General features: G+C 65.4%; 19 protein-coding genes. 7 read left to right on the top strand and 12 right to left on the bottom strand.

What is annotated here, in order from left to right:
* Positions 1–110: 110 nt before the first annotated feature.
* The 3 genes from trmA to C8E00_RS01120 all read right to left on the bottom strand — a co-directional run bounded on the left by trmA (position 111) and on the right by C8E00_RS01120 (position 2,988).
* Entirely contained in the window at positions 111–1,232 is a 1,122-nt protein-coding gene (gene trmA / locus C8E00_RS01130) for a tRNA (uridine(54)-C5)-methyltransferase TrmA (RefSeq protein WP_133693547.1), read from the bottom strand.
* 65 nt (positions 1,233–1,297) lie between these two features.
* On the bottom strand, positions 1,298–2,098 hold the full coding sequence (gene murI / locus C8E00_RS01125; RefSeq protein WP_133693545.1) for a glutamate racemase: 801 nt from the start codon (positions 2,096–2,098) through the stop codon (positions 1,298–1,300).
* The gene (locus tag C8E00_RS01120; RefSeq protein ID WP_133693543.1) at positions 2,095–2,988 is read right to left on the bottom strand and encodes a LysR family transcriptional regulator; all 894 of its coding nucleotides are present in this window, start codon (positions 2,986–2,988) and stop codon (positions 2,095–2,097) included. The genes murI and C8E00_RS01120 overlap by 4 nt, the downstream gene beginning before the upstream one ends.
* A 129-nt stretch (positions 2,989–3,117) precedes the next feature.
* On the opposite strand from C8E00_RS01120, the gene C8E00_RS01115 reads away from it, so the two are divergent.
* Together C8E00_RS01115 and C8E00_RS01110 are read left to right on the top strand one after the other, a co-directional pair.
* Positions 3,118–3,582 (top strand): LexA family protein, encoded by a 465-nt coding sequence (locus C8E00_RS01115; protein WP_133693542.1) that lies wholly within the window; start codon positions 3,118–3,120, stop codon positions 3,580–3,582.
* Positions 3,570–4,829: a Y-family DNA polymerase gene (locus tag C8E00_RS01110; RefSeq protein ID WP_166638209.1), complete on the top strand. Its 1,260-nt coding sequence runs from the start codon at positions 3,570–3,572 to the stop codon at positions 4,827–4,829. The genes C8E00_RS01115 and C8E00_RS01110 overlap by 13 nt, the downstream gene beginning before the upstream one ends.
* Before the next feature lie 29 nt (positions 4,830–4,858).
* Here C8E00_RS01110 and C8E00_RS01105 read toward each other — a convergent pair whose 3' ends face one another.
* Complete coding sequence (locus C8E00_RS01105) at positions 4,859–5,404, bottom strand: hemerythrin domain-containing protein (protein ID WP_133694483.1); 546 nt, start codon at positions 5,402–5,404, stop codon at positions 4,859–4,861.
* A gap of 383 nt (positions 5,405–5,787) precedes the next feature.
* Here C8E00_RS01105 and C8E00_RS01100 point away from each other — a divergent pair, with 383 nt between their 5' ends.
* Entirely contained in the window at positions 5,788–7,122 is a 1,335-nt protein-coding gene (locus tag C8E00_RS01100; protein WP_133693538.1) for a replication-associated recombination protein A, read from the top strand.
* Between the two features lie 15 nt (positions 7,123–7,137).
* Here the strand turns inward: C8E00_RS01100 and C8E00_RS01095 are convergent, their stop codons facing one another.
* The 4 genes from C8E00_RS01095 to C8E00_RS01080 are packed head-to-tail and all read right to left on the bottom strand — an operon-like array spanning position 7,138 to position 14,681.
* Entirely contained in the window at positions 7,138–7,557 is a 420-nt protein-coding gene (locus C8E00_RS01095; RefSeq protein WP_133693536.1) for a group II truncated hemoglobin, read from the bottom strand.
* On the bottom strand, positions 7,544–12,442 hold the full coding sequence (locus C8E00_RS01090) for a coiled-coil domain-containing protein (RefSeq protein WP_133693534.1): 4,899 nt from the start codon (positions 12,440–12,442) through the stop codon (positions 7,544–7,546). Before C8E00_RS01090 ends, C8E00_RS01095 begins: the two co-directional genes overlap by 14 nt.
* Complete coding sequence (locus C8E00_RS01085) at positions 12,439–13,215, bottom strand: hypothetical protein (RefSeq protein ID WP_133693532.1); 777 nt, start codon at positions 13,213–13,215, stop codon at positions 12,439–12,441. Before C8E00_RS01085 ends, C8E00_RS01090 begins: the two co-directional genes overlap by 4 nt.
* The gene (locus C8E00_RS01080) at positions 13,212–14,681 is read right to left on the bottom strand and encodes a hypothetical protein (protein WP_133693530.1); all 1,470 of its coding nucleotides are present in this window, start codon (positions 14,679–14,681) and stop codon (positions 13,212–13,214) included. The genes C8E00_RS01085 and C8E00_RS01080 overlap by 4 nt, the downstream gene beginning before the upstream one ends.
* Positions 14,682–14,845: 164 nt before the next feature.
* Here C8E00_RS01080 and C8E00_RS01075 point away from each other — a divergent pair, with 164 nt between their 5' ends.
* The 3 genes from C8E00_RS01075 (at position 14,846) to C8E00_RS01065 (ending at position 18,457) form a co-directional block, all read left to right on the top strand.
* Positions 14,846–16,825 carry a RecQ family ATP-dependent DNA helicase gene (locus C8E00_RS01075; RefSeq protein WP_133693528.1) on the top strand — a complete coding sequence of 660 codons (1,980 nt, stop codon included), beginning with the start codon at positions 14,846–14,848 and terminating at the stop codon, positions 16,823–16,825.
* A gap of 101 nt (positions 16,826–16,926) precedes the next feature.
* Positions 16,927–17,283, top strand: a complete 357-nt coding sequence (locus C8E00_RS01070) for a 4a-hydroxytetrahydrobiopterin dehydratase (protein WP_133693525.1) — start codon at positions 16,927–16,929, stop codon at positions 17,281–17,283.
* The gene (locus C8E00_RS01065; RefSeq protein ID WP_133693523.1) at positions 17,267–18,457 is read left to right on the top strand and encodes an amino acid aminotransferase; all 1,191 of its coding nucleotides are present in this window, start codon (positions 17,267–17,269) and stop codon (positions 18,455–18,457) included. The genes C8E00_RS01070 and C8E00_RS01065 overlap by 17 nt, the downstream gene beginning before the upstream one ends.
* Before the next feature lie 147 nt (positions 18,458–18,604).
* Here the strand turns inward: C8E00_RS01065 and C8E00_RS01060 are convergent, their stop codons facing one another.
* From C8E00_RS01060 to dkgB, 4 genes are all read right to left on the bottom strand, one after another.
* Positions 18,605–18,943 carry a hypothetical protein gene (locus C8E00_RS01060; protein WP_133693520.1) on the bottom strand — a complete coding sequence of 113 codons (339 nt, stop codon included), beginning with the start codon at positions 18,941–18,943 and terminating at the stop codon, positions 18,605–18,607.
* A 113-nt stretch (positions 18,944–19,056) separates the two neighbouring features.
* A complete protein-coding gene (locus C8E00_RS01055) occupies positions 19,057–20,316 on the bottom strand; it encodes a D-amino acid dehydrogenase (protein ID WP_133693518.1) in 1,260 nt (419 codons plus the stop codon).
* A gap of 153 nt (positions 20,317–20,469) precedes the next feature.
* On the bottom strand, positions 20,470–21,795 hold the full coding sequence (locus C8E00_RS01050) for an MATE family efflux transporter (RefSeq protein WP_133694481.1): 1,326 nt from the start codon (positions 21,793–21,795) through the stop codon (positions 20,470–20,472).
* A gap of 124 nt (positions 21,796–21,919) precedes the next feature.
* Positions 21,920–22,735, bottom strand: a complete 816-nt coding sequence (dkgB, locus tag C8E00_RS01045; RefSeq protein WP_133693516.1) for a 2,5-didehydrogluconate reductase DkgB — start codon at positions 22,733–22,735, stop codon at positions 21,920–21,922.
* A 222-nt stretch (positions 22,736–22,957) separates the two neighbouring features.
* Between dkgB and C8E00_RS01040 the strand changes: the two genes are divergently transcribed.
* Complete coding sequence (locus C8E00_RS01040; RefSeq protein ID WP_133693514.1) at positions 22,958–24,775, top strand: sensor domain-containing diguanylate cyclase; 1,818 nt, start codon at positions 22,958–22,960, stop codon at positions 24,773–24,775.

The raw sequence follows: 24,775 nt of genomic DNA, 5'->3' as shown, positions 1-24,775 counted from the left end.
CGCACCACTCCCGCGCGCACCGCCACGGTAATACGAGCTTACGCCTGTCGCGCCCCCGACCCCACCCGTGTGACGCTCTCTCATGGCGTATGCCGGTTGTGCATGGGGTCTCACGCGTGCGTTGCCGGCACCCGGCGCTCCAGCAACACACCGCATTCGCAGTGATCGGTGTACGGAAACTGATCGAACAGTGCGCAACGGGTCACGACATGCGTGGCTCTCAATTGCTCGAGATTCGCCTCGAGCGTATCCGGGTTACAGGAAATATAGACGATGCGCTCATAGGCCTTGAGCTGCTCGCAGCTGTGCGCATCGAGTCCGGCCCGCGGCGGATCCACCAACGCCGTGGTAAAGGTGTGTTCGTCGAGCGCCAGCGCCGCCACGCGACGTCCGCTCTTCTCGCCGGCCAGGGCGGCGCTGAATTCCTCGGCGGACATGCGTGCCACCACGGCATTCGCCACGCCATTGGCGTCGAGATTGACGTTGGCCGACGCCACCGAGGTCCGCGAGATCTCGGTGGCCACCACACGCCGGAAGTTTTCGGCCAGGGCCACCGTGAAATTGCCGTTGCCGCAATAGAACTCCACCAGATCGCCATCGCGGCTCTCGCGGGTCACGTCCCTCGCCCAGCTTAGCATCGACTGACAAATCGCGGCATTGGGTTGGGTAAAACTGTTTTCCACCTGCTGATAGACGAACTCACGCCCTTCGACCTGCAGGCGCTCCCAGACATGGTCGCGATCGAGCACCAGGCGCTGCTTGCGTGCCCGGCCGATGATCGACACGTTCAGCGTCGCTTGCAACGCCCGCGCTTCCTGCTCCCACGCCGCGTCGAGCTGGCGATGATAGATCAAGGTCACCAAGGCGCCCCCGCTCAGCGTGGTCAAGAATTCGACCTGGAACAGCTTGCGCCGCAGGGTATCGCTTGCCAGCAGGGCCTCGCGCAGCGCCGGCATGAGCGCGTTGATACGCTCGCTGGCCACAGGATAGTCGTCGAGACGAATCACCTGCTTGCGTTTGGGGTCGTTGGGGTCGACCTCGAACATGGCATAGAACAGATCATCGCCTTCATGCCACAGCCGAAACTCGCAGCGTTGCCGATAATGGCTCGGCGGCGAGGGAAAGACTTCCAGCGGCGGTGGTGTAAAGCGTGCGAATTGCCCCCTGACACGCTCGCACTTGGCATCGAGCTGGGCCTCGTAACGCTCGGGGTCGACAACAGGTACGGCCACGAAAACTCCTTTCAGTGGAAACTCGCGGTATCACCCACGGCGACACCGTTTCATGAATATCAAGGTTAAACGCTGTCGGAACAATCGTCGGGCAGGGACAAGGCGTGCGGTGCACTAAAGCCGTATCCTGACAGGACGCGTACCAGGCCCGACTGTTGCGGCGCACTGGCCCAGCTCGCATCGCTGGCGGATGCACACGCCTCCGGAGCGACGAGCTGCGCCACGCGCCGCGCGATGGCATCACCGGAGTCGATCCACGTGATCGCGCGTGGGGCATTTCGCTCGAGTGCCTCTCGCAGCAACGGGAAATGGGTGCAGCCCAGCACCACGGTATCGAGGCGCGGCGCGTCCCATAAGGGTGCCAGACTCGCGGCGATGACCACATCGTCCCACGGCGCCCCGGACAGCACACGTTCGGCCTGCGCGACCAAGGGATCGGCGGCCAACCTAATCACCGTGCACTGGGGGGCAAATTCACCGATCAAGCGCTGTGTATAAGGGCGCGACACCGTCGCCGAGGTCGCCAGCAACCCGAACACGCCGCTGCGCGAGACCCGGGCGGCCGGCTTGATCGCCGGCACGGTGCCGATCACCGGGACCGTCAGGCACTCGCGCAGGGCGTGCAACGCCAAGGTGCTGGCCGTGTTGCAGGCCACTACCAGCGCGCGTGCACCGCTGGCCATCACGGCCGCGCGGCACACCGTCACGATGCGCGCGACCAACCAGGCATCGGGCTTGGTTCCATACGGTAGCGCAGCGTTATCGCACACATACGCCAAGGCCGCACCGGGCAGATGCATGCGCAAAGCGCCCACGACCGAGAGCCCGCCAACGCCCGAGTCGAAGATCAGAATCGGCGCCGTCATGCCCCCTCCCCGACGAAATGCGCCAGCAACGTATCCACCAGCGCGCGCAGTCGCGCGGGGATGAATTCGCGCTCTGCATACAGTAGATGCACACTGATCGGCGCCACGCTGAAATCATCCAGCACCCGGACCAGCCGTCCGGCCTCGACCTCCGGTTCTCCCAGAAACGCCGGCTTGTAGACCAGCCCCATGCCACGGATCGCCGCCTCGGTGAGAGCACGCCCATTGTTGCAGGCCATGACCGGACGGATACGTACCCGATACGGCGCCCCGTCGACCAGGAAGTGCCAATGCTGACCTTCGCGCGCCAGACTGTAATGAAGACAGCGATGTCCACGTAATTCGGCGGGATGTGTCGGGGTCCCGTGGCGCGCCAGATACGCCGGCGAGGCATACACGTGACGCGGCATGTCCATCAGCGGGCGCGCGATCAAGCTGGAGTCTTCCAGCTCACCGATGCGCACCACCAGATCGAAGTCCTCGGCCAGCGGATCGACACGCCGATCCTCGAGCACGACATCGAGCATCACTGCCGGGTGGCGACGCTCGAACGCCTGCAAGGCCGGCATCAGCGCACGCACGCCGAAATCCAGCGGCGCGGAAAGACGCAGCTTGCCGCGCACCTCGCCACGCTGCTCGCCGAGCCCGGTTTCCAGTTCCTGCAACTCGTCGAGTAAACGGCTGGCGCCATTGAGATAGCGCTCGCCCTCGGCGGTCAACTGCAAGCGCCGCGTAGTGCGTGTCAACAAGCGCACGCCCAGGCTGGTCTCGAGCTTGGCGACCTGCTTGCTGACCATGGCATTGGAGAGTTCCAGCTTGCGTGCGCCACCGGCGAAACTGCCGGCCTCGACCACGGCACGAAAGATATGCATCGCCTGTAGGCGGTCCATACGACGTCCTCGAAAATGCGTGCCCCCATTCTACCTTACCCACTCCCGCGATGAGATGGACCGACTTGCTTCAATGCTCAATACTGTTTATTTTTACAGTCATCGTCATTTCGTTTTCGAGGTTTTGCCATGACCATGACGCCCATTGCCCTGGCCGCGCCCGCCTCGGCACCAGCACCAAGCGACGCCCTGCAACGCGGCGCCAGCGGCTTCCCGTCGCCGGCCGATGACTACCGCGAAGCGCCGCTCAATCTACACCACCACCTGGTACGCCGCCCGGCCTCGACGTTCTTCATGCGCCTGGAAGGCGATGATCACCGCCACGCCGGTCTGCACCACGGCGATCTGCTGGTGATCGATCGCGCCATCTCACCGCGCCCCGGCCATTGGCTGGTCGCGGCCATCGACGGCGAACTGAGCGTGCTGCGCCTCGAACGCCGTCAGTCACGGCTTTACCTCGCGCCGTCACGCCACGGCCTGGCGACGCTCCCCTTCGAAGCCAGTGATGATCGCTTATGGGGCGTCATCTGCTACGCCATCCATGCCTTGCCCGCCACGGACGAAGAATCGGCCATGCCGCCATGTTCGCGCTGATCGACTGCAACAACTTCTATGCCGCGTGCGAGCGTCTGTTCGAGCCGCGTCTGGAAGGCGTTCCCCTGGGCGTGCTATCGAACAACGATGGCTGCGTCATCGCGCGCTCCGAGGAATTCAAGGCGCTCGACATCCCCATGGGCATCCCCACCCACAAGATCGCCCCGCACCTGCGGCGATGCATCGTACTGAAATCTTCCAACTACACGCTCTACGGCGATCTCTCGGCACGCGTGCAGCAGGTGCTGGCGCAGCAGGTCCCCACGCTGGAGCCCTACTCCATCGACGAATGCTTTCTGGATCTACGCGGCATGCACGAGGACTGGCAGGCCCTCGGCGCGACACTGGTGGACAGCGTGCAACGCCAGGTCGGCCTGCCGGTATCCATCGGCATCGCGCCGACGCGCACCCTGGCCAAGCTCGCCAATCGCCAGGCCAAGACACAGCCGGCACGCCCCCAGGTATGCGTGTGGCCAAGCGCCGACGCGCCCGAGCTGGCCGCCCACCTGGCCCGGTTGTCGCCTCGCGAGGTCTGGGGCGTGGGAGAACGTCTCAACGCACGCCTGGCCGGCATGGGCATCGTGACCGCCGCCGCCCTGCGCGAGACGCCGGACAGCGTATTGCGGCGGCGCTTCAGCGTGGTGCTGGCACGCACCGCCGCCGAACTCAACGGCCGGGCCTGTCTGTCGATGGGCGATCTGGAAACACCGCGCCGCAGCATCCTCTGTTCGCGCTCGTTCGGCCAGCCACTGCGTGACCGTGCCTCACTGGCCGGCGCCTTGCGCCATCATTGCCAGCGCGCCGGCGAAAAGCTGCGACGCGATGCCATGCAAGCCTCAGCCATCGGCGTCTACATGCGTACCAACCCGCATCATGCCGGCAGTTTCCACCAGGCCTGCGAATGGGCGGCGCTGCCCTTTCCCAGCGCCGATACCCAGCAACTCAACCGCGCGGCACAACGCCTGCTCGCACGACTCTGGCAGCCTGCGGCCTATCAAAAACTGGGCGTGATGCTCACTGAATTGACGCCTCGTCGTCAGAGCCAGACCACGCTCTTCGACGGCGCCGAGCCAGCGCGACAGGAAGCGCTGATGCATGCCTGGGATAGCATTCGTGCCCGCTACGGCCGCCAGGCGCTGACCCTGGGTCCGCAGCCCGTCGACGCTCCCTGGCAGATGAACAGCGCCTACCGTTCGGCCTGCTATACCACGCGCTGGGACGAGCTGCCTCGGGCACGCGCCAGATAGCGCCCATGTCACTCACGCGCCACAGCGGCTCAACTCAACGGCGAGGGCGCCTCGCGGAACTCGGCATAAAGCACCGGGTAGGCTTCCTGCAGACGCGCCAGCTCGGCTTCCGCGCCTTCGGGCAAGGCTTTTGCCAACTGATCCAGGTCGTCCTCGTCGAAATGTTCGCGAATCAACGGGAACAGTTCCTCGCGCTCGCCGCGCAAATAGGCACGATGCGATTCGAGGTAGGCCTTGAGGTCCTCGCTGAACTGGTCCATGGGCACCACCGCGTCCATCAGAATCATGTCGAGATTCTGGGACAGTCGAGCCAGGCGTGCATTGAGTGCCCGATAGTCCTCGGACAACCGTTGGCACAGCCCGCTGGCCTCCGGCGCTCGTGCGTTCAACTGCTCGGTACACATCTGCTCGAGGGGCGCGGTGAAGCCGCTCATGTAATCGAGGATATAATCCACGACCTCGCGCATCATCTGGAAGTCGGGGCGCTCGCCTTCCGCCAGGGTCTTCTGCTTGAGCTGCAGCACGTGCAGCAAACGCGCCATGTTGGCATGGTCCTGGCGCAGTTGAGTCAGCATGGGCATGTACAGGCCTCCTTTGCAGTCGGCGCGTGGCGGCGCGGGGTATCCGGCCACCTATCGACCAGTTTAGGCGAGAGTCCTCGTCGACTCCCACACTCTCGATGGCAACCCCCTACCGGGGCTCGAATGTTTTACCCTAGCGGGTATGACAGGATTACGCCTGTTCGTCGAAAGTCTAGCGACGATTTCGGCGACTCGACGCAGAGGGTCTTTACAAAACAGGCGAACGAAGGCAAGACAAGGCAAAATTGGCCGAAAACGCGGAGTTTACATGGGGTAAATGAGCATTTTGACCGGGCTCGCGTACGAGGCCGATTTTAACGCCGGATTGTCAAGTGCAGCTCTTTTGTAAACGCCCTCTCACCCACGGTGGCATACACATGGACCTGTTCGCATCATCTCAATCCGATAACACACCGCTGGCCTACCGAATGCGACCTCGCCGCCTCGACGACTACGTCGGGCAGGAAGCCCTGGTCGGCCCCGGCAAGCCTTTGCGCCGCATGGCAGAAAGCGGCGCGGTACGTTCGATGATTCTATGGGGGCCGCCGGGCGTGGGCAAGACGACCCTGGCCGACCTCCTTGCCGATGCCTCGGGCGCCATGCTCGAACGCCTATCGGCGGTGATGGCCGGCGTCAAGGATATCCGCGCCGCCGTCGAGCGGGCGCGCGAGGGACAAGTGCGCGGTCAGCCGACACTGCTGTTCCTCGACGAAATTCATCGTCTCAACAAGAGCCAACAGGACGCCCTGTTGCCGCATGTGGAATCCGGCTTGCTGACGCTGATCGGCGCCACCACCGAGAACCCGTCCTTCGAGGTCAACTCGGCACTGCTTTCCCGGGCGCGCGTCTACGTGTTGCGCAAGCTGGAGACCGAAGACTTGCTGCGCGTATTGCGCCAGGCCCTGACGGACACGGAGCGCGGCTTGGGCGAGCGACGCATCGCGGTCGACGACGACGTGCTCGAAACACTCGCACGGGCCGCCTCGGGCGACGCCCGCCGCGCGCTGGGCCTGCTGGAAACCGCCTGCGACTTTGCCGAACCCGGTGACGACGGCGAGCGTCTGACCCATCAGGCCCTGCATGAAGTCCTGGGCCACCAGGCCAGTGCCTTCGACAAGCAGGGCGACCATTATTACGACCTGCTCTCGGCGATCCACAAGTCGGTGCGCTCGTCACGCCCCGATGCCGCGCTCTTGTACATCGCCCAGTTCACGCAAGGCGGCGGCGATCCGCTCGACGTGGTCCGCCGCCTCGCCGCCATCGCCTCCGAGGACGTCGGCAACGCCGAGCCCCGCGCCCTGCCGCTGGTGATGGCGGCCTGGGACGCCTATCTGCGCCTGGGCGATTACGAAGGCCAGCGCGCCATCGCGCATGCCGCGCTGCATCTCGCCATCGCCCCCAAGAGCAATGCCATCGACCAGGCCTGGAATGCCGCCAAGCAGTTCGTCGCCGCGCACCCCGACTTCGAGGTGCCCACCTATCTGCGCAACGCCCCGACCAAGCTGATGGCGTCCCTCGGCCACGGCGAAGGCTACCGCTACGCGCACAACGAACCCAACGGTTACCCCGCCGGCCGGGCACACGACTGCTGGCCCGCGGAGCTGCCCGCGGCCACCTTCTTCGCGCCCACGGAATACGGCCAGGAAAAGCGCTTCAAGCAGATGCAGGCCTGGCGCGCCGAGCTCGACGCCCAGGCCGATGAGTCGTCATGAAAAGGCCCGCCGCCCTCAACGGCGGCGGCACAGCTCGGCAGGATGACGCAACTGGGTCAGCAAGTAGCGCTTGAGATCATCCGCCGCACCGATGTCATCCAGCGCCGTCGCCATGCAGGCCAGCCAGGCATCGCGCTCCTCGGGGCCGATATCCAGGTGGCGATGCGCCGCGGGGATGGCAATCGGCCCGAAACGCTCGCGATAACGACTCGGACCGCCCATCCAGCCGATCAGAAACGTCGTCAACTTGTCGCGGGACTCGTCGAGATCGGCGGGGTGCAGGGCACGAATCCCCTGCGCCTCGGGCAGGCGCTCCATGGCATCATAGAAGCGATCCACCAGCTCGCGCACCGCCGCCTCCCCGCCCACGGCGCGCAGCGTGCTGTCACCGACGCCGAAGACGCGCGACTGACGGGATTCGTCATGAGGTTTCATCGGCCGGCTCCGTCACATGAATGCCGAACAGGCTGGCCTCGCCGGGCGCACGGCCGAGTGCTTCGGGCGTAGTGACCTGGCCGTCGCGCACCATGACGTGCCCGCCCTGTCCCTGGACGCCGCCGATCACGCTGCCCACCAGATAGGTGGGGAAGATCGCCGGGTCGTTTTCGTAGTTGGGGTTGTGAATCAGGCCGATCATCTGGAAGCGCCCGCGGGTGTTGCGCAGCGACTCCAGTGAGTCCTGGATGAGCCGGCGATGGGAGAGCTTCGAGAACAGGCCATCGAGCAGGATCACGCTCTCGCGGCTGGCCCGCGCACGGCGCTTGTGATGGCCGGGCAGCTCGCGCAACTCGCGCTCGATGGCAAACTCGGAGAGCTTGACCAGCCACATCAGCGACACTGCTTCGCGCTGCCCTTCCGACATGTCCTCGTTGAGCGAGAACAGTCGCCCGTGCGGACGAATGGCGTCGTGCTTGAGGCGAATCGACACCTCGTGGAAAAGGCCACGATAGATGCGCCGACGAATCTGACGCACCAGGTCATCGTCACGGCGTCGGCTATCGCCTTCGCTCATGCCGCCATCGCGCTCGGCGCGGCGCTTGAGCGCGGCCTGATGCTCGTCGATGTCGGCCAGCAACGTGGTGATCAGTTCACGCAGCGACTCGCCGTCGATCAGCGCGGCCTTGACCTCGAAGTAGGCACCACCCTCGCCATGGCTACGCGCCACGCGCTTGAGAATGTCCAGGTTGCCGGCGGCATCCGAGATGATCGAGCTCAGGCGCTCGACCAGCGTGCCTTCGATCTGCTCGCGCGAGGCATGCAGACGCGCCACACGCTGACGGTGATCCTCGAGCTGCGTATCGAGCTGCCCATGCAGCCCGGCCAGGTCGTCGAGGGCGTCGGCCGTCACGCCTCTCAGGGCCGCCAGACGAGCACGTTCGGTCTCGCTGAAGGCGCGACTTTCGGCAGCGGCTTCCAGCGCCTGGGCGAGGCGCCGCTCGAGACCGCGCACCGTCTTGTCCTGACGTTCGCGATTGCGCGCGCGCTCGCCCAGGTTGAGCTCCGCCAGGGCGTCGAGCAGGGTTTGCTGACAGGCCTCCAGGTCGGGAAGCGACAACGTCGCCGACATGCCCGCCTGGGCATGCCATGTCGCCAACGCGGCCTCGCGCGTCTCGTGACGAGAGTCGTCGAGCGGCCAGTGACTTGCGGCGGCGAGATCGTCCAGGGCCGCCAGCCGCCGCGCCCATCCCTCGGGTAGTTCGCGCATCACGCCCAGCCAGGCGATGGCCAGCTGATCGACCCATTCCATGGCCCGGCGCTGCTCGGCCAGCCGCGTTTCCACCTCATCACGTTCGCGGCGCTGCGCCTTGAGCCCCTCGCGGGCCTCGAGATACGCCCGTTTGGCCGCAGCGATGTCGCGCTCGAGTTTCTGGCTGCCGCCGCTGGCGTCGCGCACGTCGAGATAGGCACGCAGGCGCGAGAAATCGAAGCGCGCACGCCGGCTTGCCGTTTCCAGCGCGGCCTCGAGTTCTTCCTGCACCGCCTCGGCGGTGGCCATGAAGGCATCGCCGCCATCGGCCTCGAACTCGGCCAGGGCGCGCAACCGATCGCGTTCGCCATCGTCGAAGAGGCTGCGCCGCTCGGCATCGATCTCGTGCAGCCGGCGCGACACGGCCTCGTGATCGCGCGCTGCCTCGGCCAGCTGCTCGCGGATCTCGCCGAGTTGCGTCTCCAGCGTTTCCAGCCGCGCCTTCAAGGCGTCGAGACGCGCGATGCCACCCGCATCGGCGAAGCGCTCCGCGGCCAGCCAGGTCGCCCCGTGGGTCTCCAGCTCTTCCGCTGCTTGCTGCATCGCCGGACGGCAATCCGCGAGGTCGCGCTCGGCCTCCTCGAGTGCCGCCTCGGCCTGAGCCACGGCGGCCTGGCCGCCTGCCTGCAGATATCGCTGATAATCGTCGATGCAATTCAGTGCCGCCTCGGTCAAGCGCGGCGTCAGCTCCGCCTGTCGGGCATCGAGCTGCTGATGGCGCTCGTCGAGCGTGGCCAGGGCCGTCTCGGCGTCCGCCTGTTGCGCCTCGCGGGCCTTGAGCGCCAGCGCGAAGACATCGCCATGCGGGTCGAGACGTTCGCATTCCGCCGCCAGGGCGGCCCGACGCTCGTGGTCGGCACTCAGGCGACGCTCGGTATCGCGACGCAGCTCCTCGAGATAGCGTGGATCGAGCGCAGCCTTGACGGCCAGGGTTTCGCTGCCCTGCACCGCCCCCAGCGGTGGCCGACCGGCCTCGAGCAGAGCCGTCAGGCGTGCGCTCTCGAACACCGGCAACGCCAGCCCGGCGTCGATCAAGCAGCGCGCGGCACGCTCCGCTTCGTCGTCGCCCGCCACCACCGGCGAAAACAGCAGGCCGGCGGCCTGGCTCAGCCAGCCGCGACGCCGTTCGCGTTCGACCTCGGCATCGTTGAGCACCGCATGCAGGGGCTGCCAGGCGATCCCCGCGGCATCCAGGCACTGCTGGGCCTCGGCTTCCACCGCCCGCCGCTCGAGCGGGTCGCCCGCCAGGCTGTCGAGATAACGTCGGCGCTCCTCGATGGCGTCATCCAGGGCATCGGCCTCGCTGAGCAGACGCGGGTAGCGCCGCTGGGCGTCACGCAGCCAGCGCTCGGGGTCGGCCTCGACACGCGAAGCGAAGTCACGCTGCGCCTGAGACAACTCACGCAGACGCTGCTGCTCCTGCTCCAGGCGGTGTCCTTCGTCATCCAGCGCGCGGGCACGCTCATACAGGGTTTGCCGCAGATGCACCGGCTCGTCGTCGCCATGATAGTCGGCGTAACGCTGCGCTGCGTCATGCAGGGGGGCGAGACGCGCCTGCTCTCGGCGGGCATCCTCGGCGCGTTGCTCGGCTCCGTGACAGCGCGTTTCGAGTTCGGCCAGCGCCGTCTTGCGGCGCGTCCAGAAGCCGGTGACGTCCTCCTCGGGCCAGCCGTCGACGAAGGCACGCCACGGTGCTTGCCCCTGCTCGAGCAAGCCCTGCTCGCCGGCCAGGCGTTGCTGTTCGTCGCGCAGCGCCTCGGCCTGATGGCGCAGTGTCTCGCAACGCGACGCCAACGGCTCACGCTGGGCCTCGGCCTCGGCATGCGCCTCTTCGAGCACCTCATCGCGCGCCTGCTTTTCGGCCAGGCGCTCGCCAGGCGACACTCCCGGGGCCTGTTGCTGAAACTCGGCATGCCAGGCGGCGACCTGCTTGAGCTCGCCGATGCGTCCCAGGTGGGCGTTCAAGGCTTGGCGTGCCGACTCGGCCTCGACCTTCGCCGCCTCGGCGGTGGCTTCGGGTGCCTCCAGTTCGGCTTCGTCGAAGAGCCCCTCGCTCAGCGCCTGGGTATAGAAGCTCTGGTTGTCGACGAACTCGCGTTGCTGACCTTCCAAGCGTTCGCGTTGCTGCTCGAGCGTCTCGAGATGCCGCTCGGCGGCCTGAATGTCGGCGCCCAGCTCATCGCGGTAGGTCTGGTCGGCGATCACCTCCTCGCGGAAGCGGTTGCCGTCGCGCGCTTCGAAGACATCGGCGCCGGCATCCAGCGCCGCCAGGGCACGATGGCGCGCGGCATCGTCGTCGAAGTTCAGGGTCTCGGCCAGCCATTCACGCGCCGCGGTGAAGTCGACGTGACCGATTTCGCGACCGGCCGGCCAGGCGGCCTCGGGCAGATGCACCAGGCGCCGGTGGGCGTCGACCCGCGCGCCGCGCTCGGACAGCGCCTGACGAATGCTGCGCTCGCGGCCTCCCGAGAGACGCGCCAGCAGCCATAGCGAGACGCGCGGCCGTCGTGTATCGCCACTGGCCCAGGCGAAACCACAGGGTATCGCGGCATCCAGCGTTTCGTCCTCGGCCTCGGCGGGTGTCACGGGAATCCCCGGCAAGCCCAGCAGGGCCTGTCCGCCGAGCAGGCACTCGAGGCCCTGGAAGCCGGCATCGAGGCGCTCGAGCTCGTCGCGTGCCGCCAGCAGGGCTGCGCCGTCGTCGCTCAGCGTTGCCAGCCGCGCGACCTTGTCCTCGGCACGCCGCTGATCGTGCTCCGCCTCCTCGAGACGGTGACGCAACTCGGTGATGTTGGTGCCGGAGTTGAGGATCACCTCCTCGATCAGTTCCTCGCTTTCGTCGGTCTCGCCGCGCGTCGCGCCGGAGAGGATCTCCGGGGCCAGCACCTCGAAGAAGAAGGCCTGGTCCGCCTTCTCGCCGCCGCGCGGCTTGATGGCATTGAAGATCTGGCTCTTGTCGGCACCGCCCTCCTTCTGGAAAGCCGCCAGCTGCGCCAGTTCCCGGCGCGAGACATGCGCGCCGACCGCGTCGAGCCATTCTTCACGGTTGTGGGTCAGACGCACGCCGCGATTCGCCATGTCGGCCTTGACGTCGCTGTTGGCACTCAACGCCAGCTTGCCGTCGACGGTGTAGTGATGAACGGGAATGTCTTCCAGGCGCCCGGCATAGTGATAAAAAGCGAGGCCGCTGCCGTCGCTGTAGCCGTAGAAGCCGAACACGAAGGTCTCGCCGGCGACTTCCTCGCCGGCAGCGGCGAGCATGTCGTCCTGGCGCTCGCTGCCGCTGCGGGTGCGGAATTCGACGCGCAAATGGCTCCAGCTACGTCCCTCGCCGGCCACCGTGGACGGCGAGCACTTGCGGCGCGTGCGCGAGATCAGGCTCCTGTCGCGGGACAGCAGGCCGATCAGGGCTTCGGCCAGGGTGGTCTTGCCGAACCCGTTCTCCATGCTGATGGCGCTGGACTGGCCGCGCAGATCGAGCAGCAGGTGACGCATCTTGGCGTCCCATGGCGAGGCGATATCGCCATGCTTGTTGAGCAGGTTGGCGACTTCGATGCGATTGATCACGCTCATGCCGTTTCCTCCGCGAGGCGTCCCTCGGCCAGCGCCTGGAGATGGCCCAATTGATGAATGCCGATTTGCTCGCACTCCAGGGCGCCAAGCAGGGTCTGCTGCCAGATATCGCCCGGCGAGGCGTCCTCGCCCGAGGCGCCGGACGCCTCGAGCAGGCCGGCACGTATCTGCAGGTCGATGAAGGCCCGCACGCGGCGGTTGAGGTCCTCGCCGCGCTCCTCGAGCAGCACGCGGCTGGTTTCCGGTGCCGCCTCGCCCAGCGCACGCAACGTTTCGAGTTGATCGCGCAGCAGGTCGAGCAGCTCGTGACTGGCGAAGGTCGCCTCCTGGTAACGGCTGACGTCGGAAAGCGCGCGGTTGTACCGGGTGTACAGCAGGGTATTCATGAGCAGCCACAGTTGCAGATACCACTGCGCCAGCTCGCTGCGGCTTTCCTGGCGCAACTTGAGGGCCTCGAACACCGGCTGACGGGTATACAGCGGGGGCTGCTCGAGCTCCGGATCCGGCAACAGCGCGTAATACCGCGACCCCGGCGGGATGCCCGGAAAGTCGCCCGCCTCGAACGTCTTGAGCCTCAGTCCCTGGCCGGCCAGAAAGTCACGCAGCGCCTCGCGCTCGAGATCGCTGGCATCGTCGATCAGCGCGCAGACATCGCGCTCGGAGAGCTGGCCCTCGCGCGCGGCGCGGCGCTTGCGGCCACCGCCCGGGACGCGTTCGGCGCTGCGGTAGCGCAGCAGGTAGGCGACGACCTCGCCCATTTCACTCATGTTCATCGTGATGCATCCTCGTTGACCGGGGACGTGCCCGCCGCCGGCGTGGCGACGCGCAAGGAAGGCGTGACGGCGGCCTGAACCACGCGGCCGTCGTCCAGTGTGACGTCGAAACCGCGGGCCTCGATCCCCACCCGCAGGTGGCTGTCGAGCAGCTCGGTGTCGACGAAGGTATTGAGCAACTGCGCCAGGCAGTCGTCTCCCTCGAACCGGTGCCAGCCCTCGGCCAGGGCCTCGGGCAGCGAGAGCGGCGCCTTTTGGATCCGGGCCCGTAGCGCCGGCCCGCGCGCCTCCAGAAAACGTGCCAGCAGAGGGTCCTCGGGGGCCGCATCCTGGGCTTCATCGAAGACCAGCGCGGCATGGCTGGTCTCCGCGCGCCGAGTCTCGAGCAATGGGGTCAGCGGTGCCAGGCGCGGCATGGCGACGTCGACGTGAAACGGCATCAGGCGTGTCACCAGTGCCTCGCTCATGCGTGGCGCGGGGGGCGCGGCCAGCAGGCCGCGCGCCACATCGGCGAAGTCGACCACGCCCATCGACTGAATGCGCCCCTCGGCGATATCGGCCAGCAACTCCGATAGCCGTCGCGAGAGGTTCTCGATCGCCGTGAGCACGCGCCCGATGGCACTCGACAGCATGCGAAGATCCCACTCCTCGCCGTGACGTGCCGCCTCGCGCTCGCGCCAGTCGGCGAAGCGCTCCATCAAGCGTGGCGTGGAAAGCTGCGCGCGTGCGTCAAGCAGCGTCTCCTGAATGCTCGACAAGGCATTGTGATAGTGGCGCTCGTTGTCGAGCAACGCCGCCAGCTTGCCCTCGCGGGTGGGGTTTTCGCGCACCCGGCGCAGTTCCTGGGTCAAGGCGCGGATCGCCAGCAGGATCTGGTTGGTGATGTCGGGAATGCGGGCGAAATCGCCCCGCGCCAGGGCGGCCAGCACCTTGGCGGCGTCGTATTCGGAATACAGGAGGTCCTCGACCTGGCTGGCCAGCGTCACCGCCTGGCGGCCACTGGCGGTCAGGCGTACCTGGCCGGTCTGGCTCTGCTTCTCGATCAGGGCGGTCCGCTTGGTGCTGCGCATCGCGCGGCGCGCCTCGACCGTCTCCCCGGCATCCGGTTCCGGCGGCGCGGAGGCATCGCGCACCTCCGGTGTCGGGGGCGCATCGCGAAAGTGCACTTCACTGGGCGTGGCGAGCAGGTTGACGACGAAGCCGAGGTCATCATGCGCCAGTTCGGGATAGAACTCGCGCAGGTGCGCCAGGCAGCGCGTCTGCGACACGAAGGCGCTGTTGGTCGCGAAGTCCACGTCGAGCAGGTAGTCCAGCAGCAAGCAGCCAAGGTCCAGCCAGTAGCCGTCGTGCAGGCCACGCCGGCTTTCCTGGCTGACGTGCACGAACGGCGAGCCGGGCTCATGGCCACTGTCATGTAGGTCGAGCAGCCGCGTGGTGGCGACGAGAAGCTTGCTCCAGGCGGTCATGGGTCGTTTCCGTGGGCAAAAGACGCATTATGCCAACAGCGAGCGCCATGGGTCATGTCCGTGGCGGCATGTCGTGTCGATCACGCACGGCATCGGCGGTCTGCGCGCCATCCCGACGGCCACAGGGTGTAAGATGTCGCCTCAATCGTGACAAGGAGCACCGCATGGCCGGCATCGACGACACCCTGCAACGCGTCTTCGGCTATGCCGACTTTCGCCCCGGCCAGCGCCAGGTGGTCGAGGCCGTGACCCAAGGGCGCTCGGCGGCGGCGATATTTCCCACCGGCTCCGGCAAGTCGCTCTGCTACCAGTTGCCGGCGCTGCATCTGCCGCACCTGACCCTGGTGGTGTCGCCGCTGCTGGCGCTGATGCAGGATCAGCTCGAGTTCCTGCGCCGTCACGGCATCGCCGCGGCGAGCCTCGATTCGCGCCAGAGCCGGGAGGAAGCCTCGGCGGTGATGGACGGCGTCAGGCGCGGCGACATCCGCATCCTGATGATCTCGGTGGAACGCCTCAAGAACGAGCGCTTCCGCGCCTTCCTGCAGCGGGTGCCGGTGTCGCTGCTGGTGGTCGACGAGGCGCACTGCTTGTCCGAGTGGGGCCACAATTTTCGTCCCGACTATCTCAAGCTGCCCGCCTATCAGCGTGAGTTCGCCATTCCGCAGGCGCTGTTGCTCACCGCCACGGCCACGCCGCGCGTCATCGACGACATGCGCGACAGCTTCGCCATCGACGCCCGGGATGTCGCCGCCACGGGCTTCTATCGTCCCAATCTCGACCTGCAGGTGCAGCCCACCGCCACCGAGCGCCGTCCCCGCGCCCTGGTCGAGTGGCTGGGGCCGCGCCTGGCCGCCTCGCCGCCCCAGCCCAGCATCGTCTACGTCACCCTGCAGAAAACCGCCGAACAGATGGCGGCGTATCTGAGCAAGGCGGGGCTCGAGGCCCGCGCCTATCACGCCGGCCTCGACGGCGAGACCCGCGATGCCCTGCAGCAGGCGTTCATGAACGGCGAGCTCAATTGCATCGTCGCCACCATCGCCTTCGGCATGGGCATCGACAAGGCCGATATCCGCAACGTCGTGCATTTCGATCTGCCCAAGTCGATCGAAAACTACAGCCAGGAGATCGGTCGCGCCGGACGCGACGGGCAACCCTCGAGCTGCCTGATGCTCGGCGGCCGCGACGCCCTGGGTGCGCTGGAAAACTTCGTCTACGGCGATACGCCCGAGCGCGACGGCATCGAGCGCGTCCTGCGGGACATCCATGACGCCGCGCCCCAGGGTCAGTGGGAGGTACGCCTGAACGCCCTCTCCCAGCACAGCAACATACGGCCGCTGCCGCTCAAGACACTGCTGGTGAGACTCGAGCTCGAGGGCGTCATCGCCCCGCGCTACGCCTATTTCGCCGAATATCGCTTCAAGTACCTGATCGAGCCGGAGGCACTGATCGAGCGCTTCAACGGCGAACGTCGCGCGTTCGTCGCCGCCCTGATCGAGGCCTCGCCCAGAGCCAAGACATGGTGCGCGCTGGACCATGAGGCGCTCGAGGCCCTGGGCGCCGAGCGCGGTCTCGATACCACACGGCGTCGCGTCATCAGCGCCCTGGAGTATTTCAACGATCAGGGCTTCATTCAGCTCGAAAGCAAGCAGATGACCGAGGTGTACGGAGTGCTGCAGGCCGAGTTCGATATCGCGGCGCTCGCGACGCATCTGACCGCGTATTTCCAGCGCAAGGAAGCCGCCGAGATCGAACGGCTGCAGGCCATGCTGACCCTGTTCGAATCGACGACCTGCCTCAGCCGCCGCCTGGCCGATTATTTCGGCGATCACCAGGCGCCCGAGCATTGCGGTCATTGTTCGGTATGCCGTGGCCACGTCGCCCGGTTGCCCGCGGACATCGCACGCGCGCCGCTCGATCCCCGACAGCTCGCCGCCTGGTGCGCGCCGCTTCAAGAACGCCTGGCCACGCTCCCCGACGCGCCACCGCCCAGCCCGGACCTGTTCACACGCTTTCTGGCGGGGCTCACCACCCCGTTGCTGACGCGCCTCAAGGCGCGACGGCTGGAAGGCTTCGCGGCCCTGGAAGACTGGCCGTACACGGATATCCACGCCGCCGTGAAGGCCACCTCGGTGCGCGAGACGTAAAATCGTCCCCCTGACGGTAGGCCTGCCCTGCGTTGGCTTCTACACTATCGAGGACATTCTCGTGTCGACGCCGACACTCTTATCAGGAGGCGAAAAACACCATGAGCGAACTTGCCGAACTGACATGCGAAGCCTGCCATGCCGACGCCCCCACCGTCAGCGATGCGGAAATGCACAGCCTCGGCGCCGAGATTCCCGAGTGGCGGATCGTGGAACGCGATGGCATCATGCAATTGGAACGCGAATTCACGTTCAGCAACTTCAAGCAGGCCCTGGCGTTCACCAATCAGGTGGGCGATCTCGCCGAGGCACAAGGCCATCACCCGGCGCTGACCACCGAATGGGGCAAGGTCACCGTCACCTGGTGGTCGCACAAGATCAAGGGCTTGCACAAAAACGATTTCATCATGGCCGCCAGAACCGACGAGGTAGCGCAGTCCAATGTTCGAGCAGATTGAACGCGTACCCGGGGATGCCATCCTCGGACTTATCGAAGCCTTCAAAAAGGATCCCAACCCCCAGAAGGTCGACCTGGGGGTCGGCGTTTACCGTGACGCTCACGGCAATACGCCCGTCATGCGGGCCGTCAAGGAGGCCGAGTCGCGGCTGCTCAAGAACGAGACGACCAAGAGCTACATCGGCTCGCACGGCGATCCGCGCTATGGCCAGGCGGTGCTCGAGCTGGTGCTCGGCGCACAATCCCCAGTGCTGGCCGCCAACCGCGCCAGCGCGACCCAGTCGCCCGGCGGCACCGGCGCCTTGCGGCTGGCGGCGGACTTCATCAAGTCGCAGCTGCCCGGCAAGGGCATCTGGGTCTCCGATCCAACCTGGCCCAACCACCTGGGCATCTTTCATGCAGCGGGCGTCGAGCTGAAGAAGTATCCGTACGTGGATGCCGACAACCGTCTCGATTTCGACGGCATGCTGGGAGCGTTGCAGCAAATTCCCGAGGGGGATGTCGTGCTGTTGCATGCCTGCTGCCACAACCCGTCAGGCTTCGACTTGTCACGTGAGCAGTGGCAGCGCGTGCTCGAGGTCGTGCGCGAGCGCCGCCTGCTGCCGTTGGTCGACTTCGCCTACCAAGGCTTCGGCGATGGCCTCGATGCCGACGCCTACGGACCGCGCCTGCTGGCCGAAAACCTCGACGAAGTCATGATCACCAGCTCCTGCTCCAAGAACTTCGGGGTCTATCGCGAGCGCACCGGCTGCATGATCATGATCGCCCGCGACAGCGAGCAGATGGAAAACGTCCGCTCGCAGATGGCCATCGTCGCCCGCGAGAATTACTCCAACCCGCCGGCCCATGGCGGCGCGGTCGTCGCCGAGATTCTTCACGACGAGGCACTGGCCACGGTGTGGCGTGAGGAACTCACCGAGATGCGTGATCGCATCAACGGCTTGCGCCGTGACTTCGTCGAGGCGCTCAAGCCCTATGGGCTGGACGAACGCTTCGCGTTCATCGCCGAGCAACGCGGCATGTTCTCCTACACCGGACTGAGCCCGGCACAGGTCGACCGCCTGCGCGACGAATTCGGTATCTACATGGTGCGCTCCGGTCGCGCCAACGTCGCGGGCCTGGCGCAGGAAAACCTGCCCTACGTCGCCAAGGCCATCGCCACCGTCGTCGGCTGACGACGCCGCCGGTGCCCGGCACGCAAACGCCCGATGCGACTCTCCGCATCGGGCGTTTTCGTTTCTCGCCTCGCCGCTCGGCTTGGCACACGGGTCAGATCCGGGCCTGTCGTCGGCGGACGAGCGGACGCATGACAGCCCCCGCTTTCAATCCGTCACTTCGGGCAGCGTCTCCGAGCCGATCTCATCCCGGAACGTCTCACGCGTGACCTCGCCCGTACCGTCGTCGAGCCGCTGGAAGAGCTCGAGCTGACCGGCCTGACGCGCTTCTTCTTCGCCAAGCACACCATTCCCATCGACATCCATCTGCCCGAACGTCACCGCATTACGACGCTGATCGAGCGGTGTTTGCATGCCGCCCTGGCCGAAACTGGCCTTGTCTTCGCCACTGGGTGCGGCGTCCGTCGCCTGGGCCAGCAGCGGTCCACTCAGCAACACCATCAGCATACCGATTCCTCCCAAACGCCAGCCAGCGCGAATCGTCATCGCTGCCTCCTTAACGGCCTTCATCGAACTCCAGAGTACCCGGTACTAACGAACCGGGTCCGATACAAGCCGTTGGACAAGCGATGCACGCGGGGATTCCCTAGCTCATGGCATCACGCGGCGTAGCGGGCGACGTCCAGTCCGAGGGGGTCGATGGCGGGCCGACGCCCGGCCATCAGGTCGGCGAGCAGATGGGCACTGCCGCAGCTCATCGTCCAGCCAAGAGTGCCATGACCGGTATTGAGCCAGAGATTGTCGTAACGCGTGGCGCCGATGATCGGCGTCGAATCCGGGGTCATCGGGCGCAGCCCGGTCCAGAACTCGGCCTTGGCCGCGTCACCGCCTTCGGGAAAGACATCGCGCACCACCATGCTGATGGTCGCACGCCGCTTTTCCAGCAGGCTCAGATCGTAGGAGGCCAACTCGGCGGTACCACCGACACGTATCCTATCGTCGAAACGCGAGATCGCGACCTTGAAGGTCTCGTCCATGACCGTGGATTGCGGCGCGCCCCCATCGTCGGTCACCGGCAGCGTCAGGCTATACCCCTTGACCGGATAAATCGGCAAGCGGATAGCCAGGTCCTTGACCAGCAGCGGCGAGAAACTGCCCAGGCACACCACGTAGGCATCCGCTCGAAGCGAGCCCGCCGAGGTGATCACGCGCTCCACGCGCCCGGCCTGGCGTTCGATACGCTGGATATCGACATTGAAGCGGAATTCAACGCCCAGATGCTCGCGGCAATGCTCGGCCAGGCGTTGCGTGAACAAATGGCAATCGCCGGTCTGGTCGTCGGGCAAATGCAGCCCGCCCACGAACTTGCCCGGCACGCGCGCCAGTGCCGGCTCGGCCGTCACCAGCTCCTCGGCACCCAGCAGCCGATGACGCACACCGCACTCGCTCAGCACCCGCATGTCCTTGCCGGCCGCCTCGACCTGCGACTCATGCCGGAAAAGCTGCAGCAGGCCGCGCTGGCGATCCTCGTAGCGAATCCCCGTATCGCGGCGCAGTGCATCAATGCATTGGCGACTGTGCTCGGCGACACGCACCATGCGCTCCTTGTTGACGGCGTAGCGCTCGGGCGTGCAGTTGTTGAACATCGCCATCATGAAGCGTGCCATGGCGGGGTCGCGCTTGGGCTGGATCTTCAGCGGCGCATGCTCCTGGAACATCCACTTGAGTGCCTTGCGCGGAATCCCCGGCGCCGCCCAGGGGGATGAAAAACCGAACGACACCTGACCGGCATTGCCGTAGCTGGTTTCCATGGCGGGGCCGGCTTGGCGGTCGACCACCGTGACCTCATGGCCCTGGGTCGCCAGATAATAGGCGCTGGTGACCCCGACGACGCCGCTACCGAGAATGAGTACGTGCATGGCCTTCCCCTGCTGGGCGCTGATTGAATAGTTAATGAGGCGCCAGTATAGGATGGAAAGGCTAGAAAATTATGTGGTAATAGAGTTTCCGACCAGATAATAAAATCTATTTTTCTTGATTATCTGGTTTTAAAAACTTCAAGAACAGCGTTTTCAAGCATTATCACCGACCGTCATGCGCTGCGTCAGGGAGCGCCGAAAAATACCCCAGGCGAGACCACCTGCCAGCACGTTGCCCAACGCCGCCCCCCAGGCGACGCCATAGACGCCCGACAGCCAGGCACCCAGCGCCAGGCATGGCAAGTAGCACACGAACAAGCGGGTGAAGGACAGCAGCATGGCGCGTACCGGCCAACCCAACGCATTCGAGGCGGAGACCACCAGCATGCAAAGGCCCAGCAAGCTGTAGCTGGGCAGCAGCCAACGTATCAAGGTCGCGAATTCATCGCGTATTTCCGGATTGCCCGACAGCGCGACCGCCACCCAGGGCGCCGCCACTGCCATGACACACCCCAGTCCCAACTGCCAGACCACTGCCGTTCGCGCCGCCAATCTCATCAAGGCGTCGATGCGCAGCCAATCGCCGGCGCCGTAACAACGCCCCAGCCAGGGCGGCAATGACATGGTCAGCGCCAGCACCACCATCAGCGAGAGCGTTTCCAGACGGCTGGCCAGCCCCCAGGCCGCCACGGCGGTCTCGCCCAATTGCGCCACGATGGAGGTTGCCAGCATCGCCGACAACGGCGGCATCAGCTGGCTGATCATCGCGGGGCCTGCGATCGCCATGAACGGCACGGCCGAAGCACGCACTTCATCACGCAATCCCTGGCGCGCCAACCAATCGTGGGCACGCAAGCGCACCACGAGCTGCCAGATACCGATGGTGAACGCCAATGCCGTCGCCCAGGCCGCACCGGGCAGCCCCCAGCCCGACCAGTCGCCGACACCGAAGATCAACAGGGGATCGAGCCCCAGATTGAGCAGGCTCGTCAGCACCATGAGCTTGCCGGGCAAGCGCGTGTCGCCATGCGCCCGGAACAGGCTATAGCCGAAATACAGTACCGCCCCCAGCCAGTTGGCCACCAGTTGCGGTCCCCAGTAACCGCGAATCAACGCCCGTGTCGGGGCATCGGCCCCCAGCAGCGTAAAGATCGGGGTCTGCGCGGCCCACATGACCAGCATCAGGATTGCCATCAAGGCACTGCCAGCGATCAACACCAGGCTTCCCAAGCGCCTGGCCCGCGCTGTGTCGCCCGCCCCCAGGGTTCGCGATATCAAGGCCGCGATGGCAATACCCAGCCCTACCTGCACGCCGATGGCCAGAAACGACAACGGGAAGGTAAAGGATTGCGCCGCCAGCGGCTGAGTGCCCAGACGGGCAATGAAGGCACTATCGACGAGTTGAAAGCCCAGCAGCGAGAGCACGCCGATGGCCATGGGCCAGGTTTGCTGCCAAAGCTGGCGACGTAGCGAGGACATGGATTCCGTCACGGAAACCTCTTTGGCGAGTCAACGGTCAAGACATCAAACAGGAAGCCCCCGGTATCGGTCGATACCGGGGGCACCAAGCGTAGCAGAAAGTGCCTTTCCTGATGATGACGATTCAGGCATCCCAGGCGGGAGCGAAATCTGGATTGGCGATACGCTCGCCGCGATCCAGCGCGTCGATGCGGGCCATCTCGTCGGCACTCAGCGTGATCCGCATCGCCTCGAGATTGGACTGCTGGTGCTCTGGCTTCGTGGACGATGGAATCACCACGATATCGCGCGCCGCCACCCAGGCGAGCGCGATTTGTGCTGGACTCGCGGCATGCGCTTCGGCGATCTCCTTGAGCACGGGTTCGTCCATCACCTTGCCCACCGCCAGCGGCATATAGCCGGTGACTTGCAGGCCTTTCTCCTGACAATGCGCCACCACCTTGTGGTTGGCCAGGTAAGGATGCACCTCGATCTGGTTGGTGATCAGATGCTCGCCGCCGGGGACCGATAGCGCTTGATCGAGCTGCGCCACCGTGAAGTTGGAGACACCGATCTCACGCGTGAGCCCCTTCTCGCGCGCCTCGCTCAGCGCACCGATGTAGTCGGCCATGGGCACGTCATCATCGGGCGAGGGCCAGTGAACCAGGGCCAGATCGACGTACTCGACGCCGAGTTGGCGGCAACTCTCTTCGAGACTCTCGCGCAGTGCCTGCGGCTGCAAATGATCCCACCACACCTTGGTGGTCAGAAATATCTCGTCGCGAGGGACATCGCTTTGCTTGAGCGCCTCGCCCACGGCGCGCTCATTAGCGTAGAACTGGGCGGTATCGATATGCCGATAACCGAGTGACAGTGCTGACGTGACCGAGTCGATAACGTCCTGATCCTTGAGACGAAAGGTACCCAGACCGATGCGAGGCAACGTTCGTTGGTTAAGCATGGTGACTCCTTGTCGAATGGTAAAAGACAGTACGCGAAACGCTTGATGACAAAATGAAACGTGGCGTCGGGCGGTCTGTCTCATCACTACAGCACGTGGGGACCGTTAAATTGACTTTCAACACCCGCCTCCTGCTAGATCGTCGTTGAGGTTGACGATCAGCCCTCTTCATGGTCAATCTAAAAGTAACCATTGGTTACATACCCAGGGAAGCTTCTCCGCATGCCGCATTCACTTAACGCACGCATGATCGTCGCCGCCATTGTACCTTTCATGATCATGCTGACCGGCTGTCTCGCCCTCTATCAGGCCTCCCAAGTCGAGCAGCGCACGGCACGCAGCGTCGCACAAACGCTGGGGGTGATCGCCGACGCCAATCATCTGATGCGGCTTTTCATGGATGCCGAGACCGCCCAACGTGGTTACGCGATTACCCAGAATGGCGACTATCTGGCGCCCTATCAGCGCGCCTTGAGCATGTTCCCACGCACTTTGAGCACGTTGCGTGACAGTGCCCGGGGTAAAGCGCAGCAGCAGCGCCTGGAGCGTGCCAATCGGCTGTTCCGCCAATGGGTGAAAAACGTGGCCAACGTCAGGATCGTCGAGGCCCAAGGCAAGGGCTCCGTTCTGCACGGCGCGGCGGCGCTCTCCAGCAAACGCCTGGTGGACGAGTTCCGCACCGTCATGGGCGAGTTCATCGATACTGAGCAGGCGGCCCTGCATGCGCGGCAGGCCGATAGTCAGGACGCTGCCAAACGCGCGCAGCGCATCATGATTGGGAGCAGCGTGCTGGCACTGGTGAGCGCCCTGGTCACCTGGTGGCCGCTGTTTCGTCGCACCCGCCGCGCCATCTCGGAAATCACCCAGCGCTCGCAGCGCATGGTCGCGGGAGATCTCAGTCAACGCGTGGCGTTGCGGGGACGCGATGAGTTCGCCTGGATGGCGCATGCCTTCAACGCCATGGCTGCGCGCCTGGAAACCCTGGTCGCCACCGAAAAACGCACCAATCGCGAGCTCGCCGAACGCGTCAATGTACTGGTACGAGAACGCACCCGCGATATGCGGGCACGCCATGCGCTGATCGAAGCGCTACACGCCTGCCGCAGTACGCAGGAAGCGCAATCGGTACTCCACGACCAGTTACCCACGGTGTTTGCCAATACACTTGGCGGCACGTTGTGGTGCCTGGGCACAGCGCCCTCCGATGCGCCCCACCGCATTTGCCAGTGGGGCCAGGCCCAGGACGATGGCCACCAAGGCGAATGCCTGACGCTGCGTGACGGCTGGATGCGGGATGTCACGCTTCCCGTGGCGAATGCTGCACACGTCTGCCCACATCTCCGCGACGCCTCCCCCGGGCGCCATCTTTGCATTGCCTTGAAAGGCACGGAAGAGCCGCTAGGTGTCCTGCACCTTCACCTCGCCAGGTCCCCTGACCAGGCGGATAACGACGCTTCTCAAGCACAATCCGCACAGGGCGTGGCCGAAGACATCGCGCTATCGCTAAGCAATGTGCGCCTGCGTGAGCAACTCGAGGAGGCCAGCATCCGTGACGCCTTGACCGGCCTCTATAATCGGCGCTTCCTGGACGAGACCTTGACGCGCGAACTGGCGCGGGCCGAACGTCAGCCTGGGCCTTTATCGGTTCTCATGCTGGATATCGACCATTTCAAGCCGATCAACGATGAACACGGCCACGCCTTTGGCGATAAAGCACTGATCGAGGTCGCCGAACTGCTGGGCGACAATGTCAGACGCGGCGATATCATTTGTCGTTACGGCGGCGAGGAATTCGTGATCATCATGCCGGGTGCAGGACTGGCCGCCGCGCAACAGCGCGGCGAGCATCTTCGGCAACAGGTCGCCACGCTGGATATCGCCGCAGGCAACGGCAAACCGATTCACGTGACCGTCTCTTTGGGGCTCGCCTGTTATCCCCAGCATGGCGAGCACACCGACAGCCTGCTGCATCACGCCGACATGGCACTTTATGAAGCGAAGCAACGCGGGCGCAACCGCTTGATCGTCGCCGGCGACTGA

The sequence above is a fragment of the Chromohalobacter marismortui genome, from assembly GCF_004364315.1.
Classification (GTDB): Bacteria; Pseudomonadota; Gammaproteobacteria; order Pseudomonadales; family Halomonadaceae; genus Chromohalobacter; species Chromohalobacter marismortui.
This window is presented reverse-complemented; position numbering and strand designations above follow the sequence as displayed.